Annotated in this window: 20 protein-coding genes; 19 read left to right on the forward strand and 1 reads right to left on the reverse strand. The window is 47.2% G+C overall.

Going from position 1 to position 19686, the window contains the following annotated elements; genetic code table 11:
* The first annotated feature begins 98 nt into the window (after positions 1–98).
* From DIJ65_RS11400 to DIJ65_RS11420, 5 genes are all read left to right on the forward strand, one after another.
* On the forward strand, positions 99–815 hold the full coding sequence (locus tag DIJ65_RS11400) for a DUF554 domain-containing protein (RefSeq protein ID WP_117302343.1): 717 nt from the start codon (positions 99–101) through the stop codon (positions 813–815).
* A gap of 15 nt (positions 816–830) precedes the next feature.
* Positions 831–1721, forward strand: coding sequence for a mechanosensitive ion channel family protein (locus tag DIJ65_RS11405; RefSeq protein ID WP_117302345.1), 891 nt, complete (start codon positions 831–833; stop codon positions 1719–1721).
* 53 nt (positions 1722–1774) lie between these two features.
* Positions 1775–1975, forward strand: a complete 201-nt coding sequence (locus DIJ65_RS11410; protein ID WP_117302347.1) for a DUF951 domain-containing protein — start codon at positions 1775–1777, stop codon at positions 1973–1975.
* 87 nt (positions 1976–2062) lie between these two features.
* Positions 2063–3163: a redox-regulated ATPase YchF gene (gene ychF / locus DIJ65_RS11415; RefSeq protein WP_117302400.1), complete on the forward strand. Its 1101-nt coding sequence runs from the start codon at positions 2063–2065 to the stop codon at positions 3161–3163.
* 119 nt (positions 3164–3282) lie between these two features.
* Positions 3283–3657 carry a gamma-glutamylcyclotransferase family protein gene (locus tag DIJ65_RS11420; protein WP_117302349.1) on the forward strand — a complete coding sequence of 125 codons (375 nt, stop codon included), beginning with the start codon at positions 3283–3285 and terminating at the stop codon, positions 3655–3657.
* Between the two features lie 412 nt (positions 3658–4069).
* On the opposite strand, the gene DIJ65_RS11425 is transcribed toward DIJ65_RS11420, so the two are convergent.
* On the reverse strand, positions 4070–4621 hold the full coding sequence (locus DIJ65_RS11425; RefSeq protein ID WP_117302351.1) for a DUF3267 domain-containing protein: 552 nt from the start codon (positions 4619–4621) through the stop codon (positions 4070–4072).
* Positions 4622–4854: 233 nt separating this feature from the next.
* Between DIJ65_RS11425 and rpsF the strand changes: the two genes are divergently transcribed.
* From rpsF to DIJ65_RS11490, 14 genes are all read left to right on the forward strand, one after another.
* Positions 4855–5142 (forward strand): 30S ribosomal protein S6, encoded by a 288-nt coding sequence (gene rpsF, locus DIJ65_RS11430; protein WP_117302353.1) that lies wholly within the window; start codon positions 4855–4857, stop codon positions 5140–5142.
* Between the two features lie 50 nt (positions 5143–5192).
* Positions 5193–5678, forward strand: a complete 486-nt coding sequence (gene ssb, locus DIJ65_RS11435; RefSeq protein WP_117302355.1) for a single-stranded DNA-binding protein — start codon at positions 5193–5195, stop codon at positions 5676–5678.
* Between the two features lie 51 nt (positions 5679–5729).
* Positions 5730–5966, forward strand: a complete 237-nt coding sequence (gene rpsR / locus DIJ65_RS11440) for a 30S ribosomal protein S18 (protein WP_084243442.1) — start codon at positions 5730–5732, stop codon at positions 5964–5966.
* 571 nt (positions 5967–6537) lie between these two features.
* The gene (locus tag DIJ65_RS11445; protein ID WP_260678701.1) at positions 6538–7209 is read left to right on the forward strand and encodes a YybS family protein; all 672 of its coding nucleotides are present in this window, start codon (positions 6538–6540) and stop codon (positions 7207–7209) included.
* A 61-nt stretch (positions 7210–7270) separates the two neighbouring features.
* Positions 7271–7498 (forward strand): DUF2232 domain-containing protein, encoded by a 228-nt coding sequence (locus DIJ65_RS16580; RefSeq protein WP_260678702.1) that lies wholly within the window; start codon positions 7271–7273, stop codon positions 7496–7498.
* Positions 7499–7511: 13 nt separating this feature from the next.
* Positions 7512–9488 (forward strand): DHH family phosphoesterase, encoded by a 1977-nt coding sequence (locus DIJ65_RS11450; protein WP_117302358.1) that lies wholly within the window; start codon positions 7512–7514, stop codon positions 9486–9488.
* Positions 9485–9934 (forward strand): 50S ribosomal protein L9, encoded by a 450-nt coding sequence (gene rplI / locus DIJ65_RS11455; RefSeq protein ID WP_117302360.1) that lies wholly within the window; start codon positions 9485–9487, stop codon positions 9932–9934. Before DIJ65_RS11450 ends, rplI begins: the two co-directional genes overlap by 4 nt.
* A 12-nt stretch (positions 9935–9946) precedes the next feature.
* Positions 9947–11302, forward strand: coding sequence for a replicative DNA helicase (gene dnaB / locus DIJ65_RS11460; RefSeq protein ID WP_117302362.1), 1356 nt, complete (start codon positions 9947–9949; stop codon positions 11300–11302).
* 132 nt (positions 11303–11434) lie between these two features.
* Positions 11435–12721 (forward strand): adenylosuccinate synthase, encoded by a 1287-nt coding sequence (locus DIJ65_RS11465; protein ID WP_117302364.1) that lies wholly within the window; start codon positions 11435–11437, stop codon positions 12719–12721.
* 676 nt (positions 12722–13397) lie between these two features.
* Positions 13398–14687, forward strand: coding sequence for a M23 family metallopeptidase (locus tag DIJ65_RS11470; RefSeq protein WP_117302366.1), 1290 nt, complete (start codon positions 13398–13400; stop codon positions 14685–14687).
* 319 nt (positions 14688–15006) lie between these two features.
* Positions 15007–15714 (forward strand): response regulator YycF, encoded by a 708-nt coding sequence (gene yycF / locus DIJ65_RS11475; RefSeq protein ID WP_117302368.1) that lies wholly within the window; start codon positions 15007–15009, stop codon positions 15712–15714.
* Between the two features lie 5 nt (positions 15715–15719).
* Entirely contained in the window at positions 15720–17552 is a 1833-nt protein-coding gene (walK, locus tag DIJ65_RS11480) for a cell wall metabolism sensor histidine kinase WalK (protein ID WP_117302369.1), read from the forward strand.
* Entirely contained in the window at positions 17549–18883 is a 1335-nt protein-coding gene (locus DIJ65_RS11485; protein ID WP_117302371.1) for a YycH family regulatory protein, read from the forward strand. The genes walK and DIJ65_RS11485 overlap by 4 nt, the downstream gene beginning before the upstream one ends.
* Positions 18870–19682, forward strand: coding sequence for a two-component system regulatory protein YycI (locus DIJ65_RS11490; RefSeq protein ID WP_142836496.1), 813 nt, complete (start codon positions 18870–18872; stop codon positions 19680–19682). Before DIJ65_RS11485 ends, DIJ65_RS11490 begins: the two co-directional genes overlap by 14 nt.
* Positions 19683–19686 lie beyond the last annotated feature (4 nt).

Here is a 19686-nt window from a genome sequence, read left to right on the forward strand (position 1 = left end):
CCTATTCTCCTCAGAAGGGAAATAGGTTCTGTTTATGTGACTGTGTATTGAATGTTGCAATCGGCCAATCGGTTTAGGCGTGGGAAGGAGCTGGATAAATGGTTCTCTTGGGAACATTGATAAATGCGTTATTAATAATTGCGGGAACCCTTATCGGCAGAGCGCTTCGGAATATCCCTGACAGGATGAAAGAAACAGTGATGTATGCCATCGGACTTGCCGTGGTGGTGCTCGGACTGCAAATGGGATTCGAAAGCCAGAATTTCGTGATTGTCATCATCAGTCTGGTGCTCGGAACGGTCCTCGGTGAATGGGCGGATCTCGATAAAAAACTCAATCATTTTGGCCATTGGATCGAAGTTAAATTGGGCGCGAAAGAAAGCAAGGGCAGTATCGCTCAAGGATTCGTCACAGCCACTCTGATATTCGTCATTGGGGCAATGGGAGTGATCGGCGCTTTGGAAAGCGGTCTCAGCAATGAACACGGAGTTCTGATTTCCAAAGGCATCATTGACGGGTTCACTTCAATTATTTTGGCTTCCACACTTGGCATCGGAGTGCTATTATCCGCTGCACCGGTTTTTGTTTACCAGGGTTTGATTGCGCTGTTTGCCACGCAAATAAGCCTGATCATTCCTGAAGCGGCACTCGATATGTTCATCTCGGAAATGTCGGCCACCGGTGGCGTAATGATTGTGGCAATCGGCTTGAACCTGATGGGCATTACAAAGATAAGAGTGGCGAATTTATTGCCGGGTATATTGGTTGTTGCAATGGCTGTCACGGTGATTTATCAATTCAATTTAATGCCATAAGGAAGTGAAGCAATAATGACCATAGAAAGTCTGTATCAGACAGCCTTTGAAATGATGACGGATGAGAAGATGTGGGTAGGGTTAGGCTGGATTTTTTTGAAAGTGATTCTGATTACAGCTGCCGCCTACATCATAGTAATCGTCACCAGAGTCATAATTCGGAAAACTTTTTCGGTAAAGATCCGGGGCCCTTTGAAGTACAATCAGCGGCGCCAGCAGACTTTATCGAAATTACTTGAAAACGTCGTTGCGTATGTTGTTTATTTTGTTGCCATCATTGCGGTTTTGTCTGCTTTTACAATCGATATCACCGGGTTGATTGCCGGTGCCGGAGTACTGGGCCTGGCCATCGGCTTTGGCGCACAGAATCTGGTGCGGGATATCATCACCGGATTCTTCATCATTTTTGAAGACCAATTTTCTGTCGGCGATTATGTGCGGATAGGATTGGCCGAAGGAACAGTGGAAGAAATCGGGTTGCGGACGACGAAAGTAAAGGCATGGACGGGTGAATTATTCATCTTTCCGAACGGCACCATAACAGATGTCGTCAATTTTTCAATCCACAATTCGATTGCGGTGGTGGATGTCAATATTTCCTACGAATCGGATATCGCAAAAGTGGAAAACCTGATCGTTGAATTTCTTGATACTTTGCAGAATCGCTACGAACAAATCATCAAGCCCGCGGAACTCCTCGGCGTCCAGAATTTGACGACGACCGAAGTGGTCATGCGCATTACGGCTGAAACCCTGCCGATGCAGCATTTTGCCATTGCCAGAAGCATGCGCCGTGATTTGAAGGAATTCCTTGATCAACGCGGCGTGGAAATTCCGTATCCGCGCATGGTAATGGTGCAGCGTTCGCCGGAGGCTTCGAATTCTACGGCAATTGCCAAGAAGTGAAGATTGAGTAGAGCGGATTTTTAGGATCGGTTGATAAGGAAGGAGAATGGGCGATGGAAATGAAAGAGTTCGGGTTGAATGATATCGTCGAAATGAAAAAAGGCCATCCCTGCGGCGCGAATGCGTGGAAAATCATCCGGATGGGTGCAGATATCCGCATCAAATGCGAAGGATGCCAGCACAGTGTCATGATCCCGAGAATTGAATTCAATAAGAAAATGAAAAAAGTTCTCGTGAAAGCGGAAGCGGAATGATTAATGGACATTTCGGTGTTCTGTTCCTATAATAGAGTGGTTGTATAAAAATAAATTGTTTTTCAAAAAAGAAAGGTCGTGAATCCTTTGGCATTAACTGCAGGGATTGTAGGATTACCAAACGTAGGGAAATCCACATTATTTAACGCAATAACCAAAGCGGGCGCGGAAGCGGCAAACTACCCGTTCTGTACAATAGATCCAAACGTCGGAATTGTAGAAGTTCCTGATGAGCGCTTGAACAAACTGACTGAATTGGTCCAACCGAAAAAGACCATACCGACAGCTTTTGAATTCACGGATATTGCCGGCATCGTTAAAGGAGCCAGCAAAGGTGAAGGTCTTGGAAATAAATTCCTTTCACACATTCGTGAAGTGGATGCCATCTGCCAGGTCGTGCGTTGTTTCAAAGATGACAACATCACCCACGTCTCCGGGAATGTGGATCCGATTTCCGATATCGAAGTGATCAACCTTGAGTTGATCCTGGCTGATATGGAAAGCATCGAAAAGAGAATTGCCCGCGCCGCAAAACTTGTGAAACAAAAAGATAAGGATGCGGTTGCGGAAGAGCCGGTTCTGATGAAATTGCGCGAAGCATTTGAAGAAGGAAAGCTTGCCCGGTCCATCGATTTTACGGAAGATGAGATGCGCATTGCAAAAAACTTGAATTTATTGACGCTAAAGCCTATGCTTTATGTTGCCAATGTGGCCGAAGATGAAATTGCGGAAGCGGAGAATAATCCGTACGTGCAGGAAGTACGAAAATACGCTTCCGAAGATAATTCGGATGTCATTGTGGTATGTGCGAAAATCGAGGAAGAAATGGCCGAGTTGGACGATGAGGAAAAAGAAATGTTCCTTGAAGAACTGGGCATTAAAGAATCGGGCTTGGATCAATTGGTCAAAGCCTCGTACAATTTGCTTGGACTTGCTACATACTTTACTGCCGGCGTGCAGGAAGTTCGTGCATGGACATTCAAAAAAGGGATGAAAGCACCACAGTGTGCCGGCATTATCCACTCTGATTTCGAGCGTGGGTTTATCCGTGCAGAAACGGTGGCGTATGATGAGCTGGTGGAAGCCGGTTCAATGGCTGCTGCAAAAGAAGCTGGGAAAGTTCGCCAGGAAGGCAAGGAATACCTTGTCAAAGACGGCGATGTCATGTTGTTCAGATTTAACGTATAAGACGCGGGATGTTGCCATGGATACAATTCAAGAATAACCAGGGCGACGGACCGAGTCAGGAATATAAACCAAACCGGATGCCTATTTGCATCCGGTTTTTAATTTGGGAGGGTAAAAATATGCTGTTATTTGTATACGGAACGTTGAAGACAGGCGGGAAATACCATTTCTATATGGAAGAGGCTTCCTTGAAAGCCGAAAAGGCAATCGCAACCGGCTCACTTTACGATACGGGATTGGGCTATCCGGCGATGAACCTGGAAGGAACAGATCAAATCCACGGGGAAGTTTATGACATCCCTGAAGTACTGTGGCCGGCACTCGATTTCCTTGAAGATTGTACAGGAGATGAAGCAACCGATCTTTATGAGAAATCGGTGATTCCTGTGGAAGTGAACGGCGAAGTTCTGGAAGCCACGGTTTACCTGGCAAAAGATAAAAGCTTGCTGAAAGCGAAGATGCCAAGCGGTAATTGGGAAATAGTTTTCGCTTAAGAAAAGCGACGGCACCCGCTTAGCTCCGAAAAGCATAAGACGGACCAGCGGAGTGGCGTTCTTTGCCGCATAGTCCAGAAAAGCGGAAGTGCCTGTTCAGCTCTGACAGGTATAAGGCGAACCAGTGTAGTGGCTTCCTTTGCCACGTAACTGGGGCGACTTATATCCCGAAGAGCTAGGCGCTGGAGACTAGACACTGAACCGCCTTATGACCCGAAGAGCTGGGCCACTGGAGTCTGGACAGTAGAAAAGCGGAAACGGCCGTTTAGCTCCGACAAGCGTAAGGCAAACCAGCAGAGTGGCGTTCTTTGCCACGGCAGCTGGGGTGGCTTACGACTCGAGGAGTTGGCCGTTGGAGTCTGGACAATAAATAAAAGAAAAATCCCGAAAAATCAGCGCGTCACGGACGCAGCTATTCTTCGGGATTTGGATATTCATCGTATACATGAAGACGGGGCTGTGAGGGATCATCAAGAATCCACGCTTCGTTTTTTTCTTTGCGCAATTTTCCGTACATCAGGAAATCTCCGGCGGCTCCGGCCGCGAGCATCGCACCGAGCAGCACCAGAACCTGATCCTGAATCCAGAAACCGATGATGGTCGGGATGACCGCAGTCGTCCAAAATGGAAGCAGCAGCACTTTGCGCATCCTCTTGTTTTGAAGAGGGGCGCTGCTTGTGGCATACGCATAGCCTTTTGACAATTCCATGCCGTAAGTCAGGGAAGAAACGGGTACTTTCCCGAAAATCACAAAGCCGATCAAGTGAAAAAGCTCGTGCAAGATGATCAATACAATATAACCGACGATAAAATAGACGATGCCCCATAAAGAAAAACCGTATGCCAAAGGCTCGACGAACAGATGGTAGGCCGCAGCAAAAGCGACCAGCAGCCAGATATTGATCCACAGCATTTTTGGCGCGATTTCTTCCAGTTTTAATTCGATGATGGATGAAGGTTGCATCGGTTCACTTCCTTTTGGATGAAAGTCGGTAAGCGGCAGAAAAATGGAACAATTACTGCGGATAAAATATCCTTTATATATAAAGAAAGTATAGCCGATTTGCCGGTTGAAATGACAGTTGCAGCCCATGTGCGATTGTGATACAATACAGTGATGTGAGTAATATTTTTAATTGCTTGCTCCTTGCCCGCTGAAATCAGTAGGGCCCAAGTCCATAAGGAGGTGACAACACGATGAGAGAGTATGAACTAATGTACATTATTCAGCCTGCAATTGAAGAGGAAGCGAAAAAAGCTCTAGTTGAGCGTTTTAGCGAAGTCCTTACTTCTAACGGTGCTGAAATCATCGAGTCGAAAGAATGGGGTAAACGTCGTTTAGCTTACGAGATCAACGATTTGCGTGAAGGTTTCTACCAGATCGTTAAAATTAACTCTGGCTCTGAAGCTATCAACGAATTTACACGTCTTGCGAACATTAACGAAGACATCATTCGCCATATCGCTGTACGCAAAGACGCGTAAGCGCCATATGGAACTACAAATATTTTTGACTTAAAGGAGGTTGAATTCTAATGATTAACCGAGTTGTTTTAGTCGGAAGGCTGACAAAAGATCCAGATCTTCGCTACACACCAAGTGGTGCGGCGGTGACACGTTTTACACTGGCTGTAAACCGGACATTCTCCAACGCACAAGGTGAAAAGGAAGCGGATTTTATCAACTGTACCGTTTGGCGCAAACAAGCTGAAAACACAGCAAATTTCCTGAAAAAAGGGAGTTTGGCAGGTGTTGAAGGCCGCATCCAGACAGGCAGTTACGAGGGACAGGATGGAAAACGTGTTTATACGACTGAAGTGGTGGCGGACAGTGTTCAATTCCTTGAACCGAAAAGTGCTAATTCCAATTCAGACCGTTCACAAGGGCAACAGCCATCCTATCAGCAGAACCAACCGACAAGTCAGCCAAGTCAGCAAAATAATCGTACCCGTGTAGACCAGGATCCATTCTCAAGCGGAAGCGGACCGATCGAAGTATCGGATGACGATTTACCGTTCTAAGAAAGACTGGCCACAGGGCTTAAAATCTAAGCAAAAAGGAGGTAATTCGATATGGCACCACGTCGCGGAGGCAAAAAGCGTAAAAAGGTTTGTTATTTTACGTCAAACAACATCACGCACATCGACTATAAAGATACTGACCTGTTGAAGAAATTCATTTCTGAAAGAGGAAAAATCTTGCCACGTCGTGTTACAGGCACTAGCGCTAAATGGCAACGTAAGTTGACAATCGCTATCAAACGCGCTCGTATCATGGCACTTATTCCGTTTGTTGCGGAAGAAAGATAATAAAGAAATGCGAAAGCGCCCGTGTAGATTCGCCGGGCATAAGACGGACCAGCGAAGTGGCGGTTTTTGCCACGCAGCTGGGTTGGCTTATGACCCAAGAATCTGGGCGCTGGAGTCTGGACAATAACGATTTCAAAAAGACCGGGAAACCGGTCTTTTTTTGTTTGTCGAAAACAATACTCTGCTCTAATCATTTCGCTCTAGGTGGACGCTTCATTCTAGTTTTGTTTAGAACTTGGTGTTTCTTTCTTAAAAAACTTAAAAGTTAATTCTTATATAGAAGACATTCTGAGATATGGAGCAAAACAGCGAAGACGCCCAGGGGAGCAAGCGAAGTGCTGAGATCCACTTGGGCGAAGTGGAACGAGCCCGAGTTAGCTCAGGACGAGTCCCCAGGCAAGCGAGCTGTTTTGCGGAATATCGATTATATAGTAGAAACATTCTCATTTATATATGAACAGGCACACCCATCTCGCTTCTATACCCGGTTCACCCTTTTTTGTTCAGGTTCTGCAATCGTGTTACAATTGGAAGGATGAAATAAACCCGAAAGAAGGGGAATTACAGCTTCATGCAAAATCAACGAACAAGGCAAATAACGAATGGTGCATTGATGGCGGCCGTTTTTACTGTATTGCTGGCCGTTTCTGTATACATTCCAATTTTTAGTGTAATCACGATGTTTTTTCTGGTCCTGCCAATTGCCTGGTACAGCGCTAACTATCCCTGGAAGCCGTCAGTGCTGTTTTCAGCAGCTGCGCTCTTCCTGAGCTTTATTATCGGCGGGATTTTAGCAGTGCCGATAGCGCTTCTTTACATTCCTTTCGGTTTGATGATTGGATATTCAATCCATTACAAAAAAAGCAAATTGTATATGTTCATCGGCTCTTCCATTGTTATGTTGCTGTCGGTCATGCTGCAGTATCTGGCAACAATCTGGCTGTTTGGCATCAACGTCATTGAAGAATACATCACAGCTTCCAAAGCCACTTTCACGAATGGCGGAAATTGGATGGAGCGGCTGGGCGGAACGGAAGAGCAAATAGAAGAATACAATGAAACAGTCAGCGACATGCTGATGACAATGGAAACCATGATGCCAACGTTGATCGTTTTATCGGTTTTTGTGGTTGTCTGGATCCACCTGTTGATCAATTTGCCGATTTTGAAACGCTTCGGCATAGCGGTCCCGAAATTCCCGCCATTTGCTGATATGAAATTGCCGAAATCTGTATTATGGTAATTATTTAATCGTATTACTTATTTCGTTGCTGTCAGATCTGGAACAGGGAACTATTGTCTATTTGGCGTTCATGAATGCGACAATGCTTTTACAGATGCTTTTGTTCCTGCAGGGAATCTCTTTTTATCATTTCTACATTAAGCAGGAAGGCTGGCCGAAATGGGTGACGGTCCTCGTCACTGTTCTGGCACTGCCATTACAGGCATTTACAATAATCGTTGGAATCGTGGACCTTGGATTCGATATCCGGGGCTGGGTCAAAAAGGCACATGATTTTAAAGGAAAATAAGGAGCTGAAATGAATGTCGGCTTTTTTTAGGAAAAGGAAGTTGAGGTACCCGTTATTGGCATTGCTGATATTGGGGCTGGTCGCATCAATTCTGATTGCATTTATATCGGAATTGGTCGCAGGCATATTCTTTTTTCTTTTCGCTGCCGTTTTTGCATTTACATGGCTGATCGAAAAAAGGACATATGAAGCCAACGAGAGACGCATTGAGACCCTTTCCTACCGGATGAAAAAAGTCGGGGAAGAGGCATTGCTTGAAATGCCGATCGGTATTTTATTGGCAGATGAAGAGTTTAAAATTGAATGGGCAAATCCTTACATCAGCTCGGTCCTTGAATACGATACGCTGATCGGCGAATCGATCTACAGCCTGTCGGATGATTTCCACACATTGGTGAAATCGGAAGAAATCCGGGATTTGACGGTCACGCTGGGAAACCGCAAATACCGGGTCTATTATAAGGCGGACGACCGCCTGTTCTATTTGTTCGACATTACGGAGCAAATGGAAATTGAGACATTGTATTATGCGGACCGAACTGTCATCGGGGTCCTGTTCATCGATAATTATGATGAATTGGCCCAGGGCATGGATGACCAGACGCGCAGCAATTTGAACAGCCTGGTCACTTCCCTCGTCAATGATTGGGGAGCGACGTACGGGATATTCGTCAAACGGGTTTCATCAGACCGTTTCATGGCGGTGTTCAATGAATCAATTCTGAAACAGCTGGAGACTTCAAAATTTGCCATCCTGGATGATATCCGCGAAGTGACGGCGAAGGATAATCTGGCGCTGACTTTGAGCATCGGTGTGGGTGCCGGTTCAACATCGCTTGTTGAACTCGGCAGCATGGCGCAATCGGGGCTCGATCTGGTCCTTGGCCGCGGTGGCGACCAGGTGGCCATCAAGCATCCGAGCGGAAAAGTGAAATTTTACGGCGGCAAAACCAATCCGGTCGAAAAACGCACACGGGTGCGGGCGAGAGTCATCTCCCACGCGTTGCGCGATCTTATTCAGGAAAGCGATCAGGTCTTTATCATGGGGCACAAGATGCCGGACATGGATTCGATCGGAGCGGCCGTCGGTGTTGCCAAAATGGCAGCGATGAACAAAGTCAAAGCACGCATCGTCCTCGACTTTGATGAATACGACCGCAGTGTCAGCCGTCTGATGGAAGAAATCGAAAAAGATGCTGATCTTTTCGAGCAGTTTATTACGCCGGAAGAAGCACTGGCCGATATGACGGAAAATTCCCTGCTGGTTGTAGTGGATACCCATAAACCGTCAATGGTCATCGAAGAACGGCTGCTTCAGCGGATGGAAAGGGTCGTATTGATCGACCACCACCGCAGGGGCGAAGAATTCATCACCAATACAATGCTTGTTTATATGGAACCTTATGCATCGTCCACAGCTGAACTGGTCACGGAATTGATCGAGTACCAGCCGAAGCATGAGAAGTTGTCGATGCTTGAAGCGACAGCGATGCTTGCGGGAATTATCGTGGATACGAAAAGTTTCACACTGCGGACAGGAGCCCGTACGTTCGAAGCCGCATCCTACCTTCGCGCAAATGGGGCAGACACCGTGCTTGTGCAGCGGCTGTTGAAAGAAGACATGGACACATATCTCGAACGCGCAAAGATTGTGGAAACAGTGGAATTTGTCAATAATGGCATTGTGATTGCCCATGGCCAGCCGGATCGTGTTTACAGCCCGGTGCTAATCGCACAGACAGCGGATATCCTGCTGACGATGAAAGACGTCAACGCATCGTTTGTTATAGCGGAGCGGAATGAAGGCGGCATCGGCATTTCGGCACGGTCACTCGGAGAAGTGAATGTCCAGGTTATCATGGAAAATCTCGGAGGCGGCGGCCATTTGACGAATGCGGCAACGCAAATGCCGGACGCGACAATCGAAGAAGCAATCATGAGTTTAAAGGAAACAATTTCAGAAATTTATGAGGGGGAGCAAACAGAATGAAAGTTATATTCCTGAAAGACGTAAAAGGCAAAGGCAAAAAAGGCGAAATCAAAAACGTGGCGGACGGCTATGCACACAACTTCCTGCTGAAGAACAATTTGGCGAAAGAAGCCGATCAGGCAGCAATCAGCCAATTGGCCGGCCAGAAGAACAAAGAGGCAAAAGAGTCTGCCCATGAATTGGCGGAAGCGCAGAAGTTAAAAGAAGAGCTGGAAAGCCTGACAATCGAGCTGACAGCGAAATCCGGTGAAGGCGGCCGTTTGTTCGGCTCCATCACGACAAAACAGGTTGCCAAAGAGCTTGAAAAAACACACGGTATCAAACTGGACAAGCGCAAAATGGAATTGGATGATGCCATTCGTGCACTCGGCTACACAAATATACCGGTGAAATTGCACCACGATGTAACAGCGACGCTCAAAGTTCATGTAACAGAAGAAGCATAAGGAGATGGGCCGATGAACGAAATAATGGATCGTGTCCCTCCGCATAACCAGGAGGCCGAGCAATCGGTTCTTGGTGCCATATTCTTGGAACCGCAATCCCTGATTTCGGTCGCGGAAATTGTCATGCCGGAAGATTTCTACCGCATCGCGCACCAAAAAATCTTCCAGACAATGATCAATTTATCGGATCGTGGAAAAGCGATTGATGTGGTGACTGTCACGGAAGAGCTTTCCGCTAAAAAGGAATTGGAAGATGTCGGCGGGCTGTCGTACCTGACGGAAATCGCCAATGCGGTTCCGACCGCCGCGAACGTCGGCCATTACGCCCATATCGTAGAAGAAAAAGGGTTGCTGCGCCGCCTGATCCGCGTGGCGACTTCCATTGTGGAAGACGGCTTTACCCGCGAGGACGAAGTGGAAGAATTGCTCGCGGAAGCGGAAAAGAAAATGATGGAAGTATCCAGCCGTAAAAACGCCGGAGACTTTATTCACATCAAAGACGTGTTGGTGAAAACTTATGACAACATCGAATTGCTGCATACCCGCAAAGGGGATGTAACAGGCATTCCTACGGGTTTCCGGGACCTCGATAAGATAACGGCCGGGTTTCAGCGCAACGACCTCATCATCGTTGCTGCACGGCCTTCTGTCGGTAAGACCGCGTTTGCGTTGAATGTAGCGCAGAACGTAGCCACAAAGACGGATGAGAACGTCGCCATCTTCAGCCTGGAAATGGGCGCGGAGCAGCTCGTCATGCGTATGCTCTGTGCGGAAGGCAATATCGATGCGCAGGTGCTGCGTACCGGTGCTTTGCAGAATGAAGATTGGCGTAAGCTGACGATGGCCATGGGCAGTTTGTCGAATGCCGGTATTTTCATCGATGATACACCGGGCATCCGGGTCAACGATATCCGCGCGAAATGCCGTCGGTTGAAACAGGAATACGGCCTCGGCATGATCATGATCGATTATCTTCAGTTGATCGCCGGAACCGGCAAATCCGGTGAAAACCGCCAGCAGGAAGTATCGGATATTTCCCGTTCCCTGAAAGGGCTTGCCCGTGAACTTGAAGTTCCGGTCATCGCACTTTCGCAGTTGTCCCGTGGAGTCGAGCAGCGGCAGGACAAACGGCCGATGATGTCGGATCTTCGTGAATCCGGAAGTATTGAGCAGGATGCCGACATTGTTTCGTTCCTGTACCGTGAAGATTATTACGACAAAGAAACCGAAGACCAGAACATGATTGAAATCATCGTCGCCAAACAGCGTAACGGCCCGACCGGTACGGTGAAATTGGCTTTCGTAAAAGAATACAACAAATTCGTCACGATTGACTGGAGCCAGCACGAATCCGGCGGCGACTTCTAAACACGAACGTTCAAATGTGGAAACACATTTTGCGTTCGTGTTTTCTTTGATTTCGGATTGACGAAAGCGGCTTTCATTGGTACAATGAACACTGTTTGAAACAAGGGCGCAAGCCTGTCGGAGGTGCGGACAATGACATCAGTCGTAGTAGTAGGAACGCAATGGGGAGACGAAGGAAAAGGGAAAATCACGGATTTTCTATCCGAGCACGCAGAAGTGATTGCACGCTATCAGGGCGGAAATAACGCCGGGCACACAATCATTTTTGGCGGAGAAACATACAAATTGCACTTGATTCCATCAGGAATATTCTATAAAGATAAAGTATCAGTGATCGGCAACGGCATGGTCGTGGATCCGAAAGCATTGGTAAAAGAATTGAAAGGCCTGCACGAACGGGGAGTGACTACTGAAAACCTGCGTATTTCCAACCGTGCGCACGTTCTTCTGCCTTACCACATCAAGCAGGATGAAGTCGAAGAAGCGCGCCGCGGCGCCAACAAAATCGGCACAACAGGCAAAGGCATCGGACCGGCTTATATGGACAAAGCCGCGCGTGTCGGAATCCGGATGGCAGATCTGCTGGATCATGTCGTATTCGAGGAAAAACTTCGCATGAACTTGAAAGAGAAAAACCGCCTGTTCGAGAAATTCTACGAAACAGAAGGTTTTACTGTCGAGGAAATCATGGAAGAATACTATCAATACGGCCAGGAAATTGCCAAATACGTAACAGATACTTCAAAAGTATTGAATGATGCATTTGACGAAGGCCGCCGCGTATTGTTTGAAGGCGCACAAGGCGTTATGCTCGATATCGACCAGGGGACATACCCGTTTGTTACGTCGTCCAACCCGGTTGCCGGCGGTGTCACCATCGGAGCGGGCGTGGGCCCTACGATGATTTCGCACGTCATCGGTGTCTGCAAAGCTTATACATCCCGAGTGGGTGACGGACCTTTCCCGACAGAATTGTTTGATGATATCGGTGATCAGATCCGCACAGTCGGCAAGGAATACGGCACCACAACAGGCCGTCCGCGCCGCATCGGGTGGTTTGACAGCGTTGTTGTACGCCACGCACGCCGTGTCAGCGGGTTGACGGATTTGACAGTGAACTCGATCGACGTGTTGACGGGGCTTGATACGGTGAAAATCTGTACGGCTTACCGCTATCAGGGCGAGCTGATTACAGAATACCCGGCGAACCTTCGCATGCTTGCGGATTGTGAGCCGGTCTACGAAGAACTTCCAGGCTGGACGGAAGATGTAACAAGCTGCAAATCACTTGATGAATTGCCGGAAAACGCGCGCCATTACCTGGAGCGCATCTCGCAATTGACAGGCGTTCAAATTTCCATCTTCTCGGTCGGACCTGACCGCAACCAGACCAACATTGTTACCAGTGTTTGGAGATAATAGAGAAAAGCGACGGCACCCGTTAAGCTCTGAAAGGCATAAGACGGACCAGCGAAGTGGCGTCCCGCCGCGCAGCTGGGCTGGCTTATGACCCGAGGAGCTGGGTCGCCGGAGTCTGGACAGAGAAAAGCGACGGCAAGAGATGCAACGGTTTTTCATGTCTCGAAGCTAGCGTAGCGATGCAGAGACAGGAGCAGCCTTTTTTCCGAGGAGCTGGGTCGCTGGAGTCTAGACAAAGAAAATAAATAACACAAAACCGGACACACTTGTGTCCGGCTTTTTTACGTCTGAAAGCTTATCAAGTTGAGGATCCGTTCGCTCCAGAGGGCGCTTCAGTTATTTTAGTCGTACACAATTTGGACGACTTTTTTTGTTATGTTACTAAAATAGGAGTGATTAAATATTCAGAATGCTACAGTAACATGACAAAAATTACGGATTTTTACCTTTAAAACCCTTTTTAATTACTCATAATAAGAAAAAATCCAATAAAGACAAATAAATATCCTAATAAGATACATAATATAGAATAAAATGGAATAAATATATCGTTTTATTTACAGTGGGCAGTTTTATACTATTTCGGCATAAGTTTATGATATGGTGATGGAGGCTTAAAATAATTTAGAAAAAATTAAGAAGAATTTGTAAGTTGAGAGGGGATTATGACTGCCATATGGGGAACTTTAATGACAAGAGCTTCAGCATTAGCGGCTCAAACCTGATAAAAATAGCGGCCTCGGTGTTTCTGGTGTTAGGCCTGAATACCAATCCGACATCCGCAGCAAAACTTGGAAACAAAGACCTTGAAACGGTTTATCATATATATAACAATGGCGATTATGTAGGTGCCGTCAGTGACAGCGAAAGAATCGAAGAACTTGTTGAAGCGAAAGTTACAGAAGCAGGCGAAGAGTTCAATGGATTGAACTTGGAAGCCGATGAGAGCTTCAGCGTGATCGCCGAACAGGTTTTCGAACCATCAGTGAAAAATGAACAGGAAATCATTGAAAAGCTTGAGCAGGAATTGGCTGTAAAAGCGTCCACATTTGCTTTGACGCTTGATGGAAAAGTCATTGCCCAGCTGAAAGACCATTCAGCCTATGATGAAACAATCCGTCAGCTGCTTCTGGCATATGCAAGCCCTGAAGAGTTGGATCAATGGGAAGAAAACAAGCGTACACGAAATGGTTTACCCGACTTAAAAGCGGGTCAAACCCAAATCACTTCAATTGATATTGAAGAAAGCATTTCCGGCACAAGCGATCAGGCGGACCCGGAATCGATAAGCAGTCCCGAAGAAGCGGCTGCGCTCCTGCTGGCAGTGGAAGATATCACTGTCACTGTTGAAAAGCAGCAGAGAGTGGAAGAAGGCGTCAAATTTGAAACTGTCGGGAAAGAAGACACCGATTTGTTTGTCGGCAACACGGAAGTTGAACAAAAAGGAAAAGACGGCGAAAAACAAGTAACGTATACAATCATCGAAAAAGACGGCGAACAGTTGAAGCGCGAAGCAATAGACGAAAAAATGACGGCAGAACCGGTTGAAAAAGTGGTTTTGAACGGTGTGAAAGAATTGCCTTCAATCGGGACCGGGAAATTTGTCTGGCCGGCACAGGGCGGGTACATTTCCAGCAAGAAAGGACCGCGCTGGGGCGGACAGCATAATGGCATCGATATCGCCCGCCCGGATGGCTTTGATATCCTGGCGTCTGACCACGGGGTCGTAAAAGCTGCAGGTACAGACGGCAGCTTCGGCAAACGCGTCATCATTGACCACAATAATGGCTTTGAAACGATTTATGCACACCTTGACTCGATCGATGTGAAAGTCGGCGACAAAGTGCCGCAGGGAACAAAACTCGGCATCATGGGAATGACCGGACGCTCTACGGGGATCCACCTGCATTTTGAAATTTCCGAGAACGGGGTTACAAAAGATCCGCTGAATTATGTAAGCGAGTAAAGCATGAAGGGGGACGGCCGTTATTCAGCCGACTCTTTTTCGATAGAAAACTTGAATGCCAGCGGCGAAAAGTGATCCTTTTCGCCGCTGGCATTCATATACAGGGACACCGGCAGCGGCATTTTCTGCAACGCAAAAAACGGAGCTGGAGATAGTTGGTCGCAACAAAACAATGCTCCCTTGAAAAGCGAGTGATTATTTCCCGGGAAATAACACGCAATGAATGAGAGATGCTAAACAGCCTGAACAGTGATAAAGTAAAGTTAGAAAAGTTTAAGATCAGGGTGGGAATTTCTATTCAAAAAAGGGGAGATCATTGATGAATAAGACGATTTTGGTAGTGGACGATGAAAAGCCGATTGCAGATATTCTGCAATTTAACTTGAAAAAAGAAGGATTCAACGTTGTGTGCGCATATGACGGTGATGAAGCCATCAAATTGGCGGAAGAAGTAAAGCCGGATCTGATGCTGCTGGATATCATGCTTCCGAATCGCGACGGCATGGAAGTGTGCCGGGAAGTGCGTAAAAAATATGATTTTCCGATCATCATGCTGACAGCGAAAGATTCGGAAATTGATAAAGTGCTCGGCTTGGAGCTGGGTGCCGATGATTATGTGACGAAACCGTTCTCAACACGGGAATTGGTGGCGCGCGTCAAGGCGAACCTGCGCCGCCAGAACATTGTCCCTTCCGAAGAAGCCGGACCGAATTCGAACGATATCCAGGTGGGTGTTTTGACAATCCAGCCGGATGCGTATCTGGTGCTCAAGCGCGAGGAAACAATTGAACTGACTCACCGTGAGTTTGAATTGCTTCATTATCTCGGCAAGCACATCGGCCAGGTCATGACACGTGAACATTTGCTTCAGACAGTATGGGGCTACGATTATTTCGGAGACGTCCGCACAGTGGATGTTACGATTCGCCGCCTGCGTGAAAAAATTGAAGATAACCCGAGCCATCCGGCGTGGATTGTAACACGCCGCGGTGTGGGCTATTATTTGCGAAATCCTGAACAGGAGTAGACTGAATGCAGAAAGTAACTTTTTTCAAATCAATCCATGTGAAGATTGTGCTGATTTATATCTTGCTGATCCTTTTGGCGATGCAGATAATCGGCCTTTACTTTGCACAGCAATTGGAAGAAAAACTGATTGATAACTTTGAAGAGTCGATTATGGACCGCATGGAAATTATCGAGTTCAGCGTCCGGGAAGAAATCATCAAGACCCGGACTGACGATGATCTGACAGTGGAACAGAGCCTCCGTTCGGTCTTAAACGGCTTTAGCTCATCTTCCTCAGACATCTCGGAAATCCGGGTGGTGGATTCACGGTACCGGATATTGGGTTCATCAGCGATTGAGAAACAGCCGCTGATAGGACAGCGATCGGCGGATGAATTGGTCCGGGAGTCGATCGTTAATGTCTTACCACGGGAACAGATCAAGATAAATGAAGAAACCGACCGGCGCGTGTGGGTAACGACTCAACCGATCATCACCGTAGGAGGCGAATTGCTCGGTATCCTCTATTTGGAGTCGAAAGTGGAGAACGTCTATGATCAAATGGACGAAATCAACTCGATTCTCGCAGGCGGAACCGCTCTGTCGCTTCTGATTACAGCGATTCTTGGGATTCTGGTGGCACAAACCATTTCCAAGCCGATTTCAGATATGCGGAAGCATGCCCAGGCCATGGCGAAAGGGAATTTCTCCCGCAAAGTGCGGGTCTATGGCGATGATGAAATCGGCCAATTGGCAAAAGCGTTCAACCATTTGACGAACCGGCTGCAGGAATCCCAGCAATCGACAGAAAGCGAACGCCGGAAACTGGCTTCCATCCTGGCGAATATGACAGATGGGGTATTGTCCACGGACCGGAGAGGGAGAATCATCCTGATCAACGATCCGGCGCTCCGCTTATTGAATGTTTCACGTGAAACGGTGATGAACCGTCCGATTACGACAGTTTTGGGGCTGGAAAGTGAATATACGTTTGAAGATCTCATTCACATGAAAGATGCCATCACACTCGATTTCGGCACGTATGAAAAAAGCGCATTATTGAGAACGAATTTCTCGGTTATCCAGAAGGAAACCGGATTCGTCAACGGTTTGATTGCCGTGCTCCATGATAATACGGAGCAGGAAAAAATCGACATGGAACGCCGCGAATTCGTGGCCAATGTATCGCATGAACTGCGTACACCGCTGACGACAATGCGCAGCTATCTCGAAGCGCTGGCCGAAGGCGCCTGGCAGGATGAAGACTTGGCGCCGCGTTTCCTCAATGTTACACAGACGGAGACCGAGCGGATGATCCGCCTTGTCAATGACTTGCTGAAGCTGTCCAAGATGGATGCCGGAGACAGCGAATTGAGTAGAGAAATGGTCGATTTTAAAGTATTTTTCAATCGCATCATCGACCGCTTCGAGATGTCGAAATCGCAGAATGTCACATTTGAGCGAGATATGCCCAAAACACCTTATTTCGTTGAAATCGATCCTGATAAGATGACACAGGTCTTCGATAATATCATTTCCAATGCATTGAAATATTCACCGGAAGGCGGCAAAGTTTCCTTCAAACTCAGTGAAGAAGACGGACTGCTGCAGACGAAGATCAGCGACCAGGGCATGGGAATTCCGAAAGAGAATCTCGATAAGATCTTCGATCGGTTCTACCGTGTCGACCGGGCGCGTTCAAGGGAGATGGGCGGCACCGGACTGGGTCTGGCCATTTCCAAAGAAGTCATCAATATCCATGGCGGAACCATCTGGGCGGAAAGCGATTATGGAAAAGGGACAACGATTTTCTTCACGCTCCCATTCGAAACTGATGACGGAGGTGAGTGGGAATGAAATACATCGAGCAAATAAAGTCGGTGGTCTTATTTTTACTTGTGTTTCTCAGCCTGGGATTGACGTTTACCATCTGGAATTTTACCCCAACGCAACTGGATCCCATCGACCAGCCGCCTGCTATTGATATCGCTGTTGGCGAAACCAAGAAAATAGAGCAGGTTGTTCAGCCGGTGAAGCTCCTTTACCATAGCGAAGAAAGTGCAAAAGGCACGGTCAATGAAGATGAAATTGATTTATTCATGAATTCGATGCGGCAATGGCCAATGAGCGAGTTGAATTTGCAGACGGATGAAGCAACACCTGCTGAAATGGCGGATATCATGCACGATCCTTCGCGGGCAGTGCTGTATTATCCGGGCGCAGTTCCGTTTCCGGTTTTTGATACCATGATGGATATTTCCGAAACAAATGTACCGGAAGCAACGTTCAATAGAATGGTCGTTAACTGGGAGAGCGCTGCAAATGGGGAACTTGTCATTTATTTCATCAATTCAGAATCCGGACGAATATACGAAGGCATTGTCCAGATGAACGACTTTGCAGAGTTTGAAGAGGACATACTCGAACCTGCAGAACAATATGCTCCTTATATAACAGATCCATCTCTCGGAATCATGCCGATTTACGTGCCGGCCGAGCCGGTGGATTCGACAAGTTATATCTATTTGTATGAAGAAACTCCGCTTGAGGAATATGCGGATGGGCTGTTTGACGGCTCTGCGGAACCTGCCACCAATTTGATCGATGGCGGCTATACCGATAACACCGGTGCCTTCCTCGAAAAGGATTCCGCGATTAAAGGCTTGAATTATGTACAGTCCAAAGCGGAAACTGCTGACCCGGCAATTCCCTCGGAACTGGTTTTCAATACGATCGGTTTCATCAATGATCACGGCGGATGGACAAATGAGTACCATTATTTTGGAATGGAACCGCTCAACCAGGAAATCGAGTACCGATTGTTCATCAATAATCTTCCCGTTTTCGGATCGGCAGTATCGACTGCGATAGATGTGCAATGGGGAATGGCTGACGGTGAAGAACAGGTATTCCGTTACGACCGGCCAATCTATGTGCTGGAATCGACCGGCAGAACGGTCGAAAAACAGCAGGCTTCCGGAACAGCGGTGCTTGCGGCATTATTGCGCCTGGAAGAAGAAGAAAGAGACGCTGTGACTGAAGTTATGCCGGGCTATGAATTGGTGCGGAGCTCGAACGATGCGGACCGGCTGATGATTGTCGAACCGACCTGGTATTTTAAAATGAACGGAACGTGGCTGGAATTATCGAATGAAGTGTTAGGGGGAGGACCATTTGGATTGGAGTAGAACAAAGTCGATATTTATCATCGTCTTTTCCATTTTAAATATCTTTTTATATTCCCTGTACCTGGAACGTTACACAGAAGCCGAAAACTTCTCGATCCTGGCTGAACCGGCAGTGGATGAACGGCTGGAAGGCGATAATATAACCTACCCGGCTGATTTACCATCAGAACTTGAAGACGAACCATACATCAGCGGCACCCGGAAAATGTTGACGACCGAAGATGTTCCGGTCGAAGACACCCGGGTGGCGGTAGAGGACAAGTATTTACTGAATGTGGCGTTCAACGAACCGATCCGTTTGGGAGACGAGACAAACAAAGAAAGCCTGGAAGCTTTTCTGGCATCGAACATCCATGAAGGCGATGAATATGTCCTGTGGGATATTGTCGAAGAAGAAAACAAGGCAATCTTTTTTCAGGAAATCAATGACAAAACGTTGTATCATAGTGATAGTGGCAGAGTGACACTGCTTTGGAACGATGAAGGCGAGGCTGTCCGCTATGAACAGACCCTCTTTACCGACCTCGTGGAAAATGCGCAAAGCAAAGATCTGATTTCTCCTAAAAGGGCGATCGAAACGCTTTATTCAAAACGGGTGCTCCAGCAAAACAGCAAAGTCACATCTGTAAACCTGGGGTATTCGGTGTATGTGGCAGTATCGGATGATACACGGATGTTCCTGCCGACCTGGAGGATCATCGTGGAACTGGAAGATGGTTCGACGGCGGATTATTTTGTAAATGCAATCAAAGATGGAGTCATCGAATTCAAGAAGCCGGAAGAAGAAGGTTCGGAGTAAGGAG

This window comes from Planococcus salinarum (assembly GCF_007004625.1).
In the GTDB taxonomy this organism is placed as follows: domain Bacteria; phylum Bacillota; class Bacilli; order Bacillales_A; family Planococcaceae; genus Planococcus; species Planococcus salinarum.

Excerpts from the sequence above, each read along its gene's own strand:
- yycF (WP_117302368.1), top strand. The coding sequence starts at position 15,007 with ATGAATAAGACGATTTTGGTAGTGGACGATGAAAAGCCGATTGCAGAT.
- walK (WP_117302369.1), top strand. The coding sequence starts at position 15,720 with ATGCAGAAAGTAACTTTTTTCAAATCAATCCATGTGAAGATTGTGCTG.
- DIJ65_RS11420 (WP_117302349.1), top strand. The coding sequence starts at position 3,283 with ATGCTGTTATTTGTATACGGAACGTTGAAGACAGGCGGGAAATACCAT.
- DIJ65_RS11445 (WP_260678701.1), top strand. The coding sequence starts at position 6,538 with ATGCAAAATCAACGAACAAGGCAAATAACGAATGGTGCATTGATGGCG.
- DIJ65_RS11425 (WP_117302351.1), bottom strand. The coding sequence starts at position 4,621 with ATGCAACCTTCATCCATCATCGAATTAAAACTGGAAGAAATCGCGCCA.
- DIJ65_RS11485 (WP_117302371.1), top strand. The coding sequence starts at position 17,549 with ATGAAATACATCGAGCAAATAAAGTCGGTGGTCTTATTTTTACTTGTG.
- rplI (WP_117302360.1), top strand. The coding sequence starts at position 9,485 with ATGAAAGTTATATTCCTGAAAGACGTAAAAGGCAAAGGCAAAAAAGGC.
- rpsF (WP_117302353.1), top strand. The coding sequence starts at position 4,855 with ATGAGAGAGTATGAACTAATGTACATTATTCAGCCTGCAATTGAAGAG.
- DIJ65_RS11410 (WP_117302347.1), top strand. The coding sequence starts at position 1,775 with ATGGAAATGAAAGAGTTCGGGTTGAATGATATCGTCGAAATGAAAAAA.
- DIJ65_RS11450 (WP_117302358.1), top strand. The coding sequence starts at position 7,512 with ATGTCGGCTTTTTTTAGGAAAAGGAAGTTGAGGTACCCGTTATTGGCA.
- DIJ65_RS11400 (WP_117302343.1), top strand. The coding sequence starts at position 99 with ATGGTTCTCTTGGGAACATTGATAAATGCGTTATTAATAATTGCGGGA.
- DIJ65_RS11465 (WP_117302364.1), top strand. The coding sequence starts at position 11,435 with ATGACATCAGTCGTAGTAGTAGGAACGCAATGGGGAGACGAAGGAAAA.
- rpsR (WP_084243442.1), top strand. The coding sequence starts at position 5,730 with ATGGCACCACGTCGCGGAGGCAAAAAGCGTAAAAAGGTTTGTTATTTT.
- DIJ65_RS11405 (WP_117302345.1), top strand. The coding sequence starts at position 831 with ATGACCATAGAAAGTCTGTATCAGACAGCCTTTGAAATGATGACGGAT.
- ssb (WP_117302355.1), top strand. The coding sequence starts at position 5,193 with ATGATTAACCGAGTTGTTTTAGTCGGAAGGCTGACAAAAGATCCAGAT.
- DIJ65_RS11470 (WP_117302366.1), top strand. The coding sequence starts at position 13,398 with ATGGGGAACTTTAATGACAAGAGCTTCAGCATTAGCGGCTCAAACCTG.
- dnaB (WP_117302362.1), top strand. The coding sequence starts at position 9,947 with ATGAACGAAATAATGGATCGTGTCCCTCCGCATAACCAGGAGGCCGAG.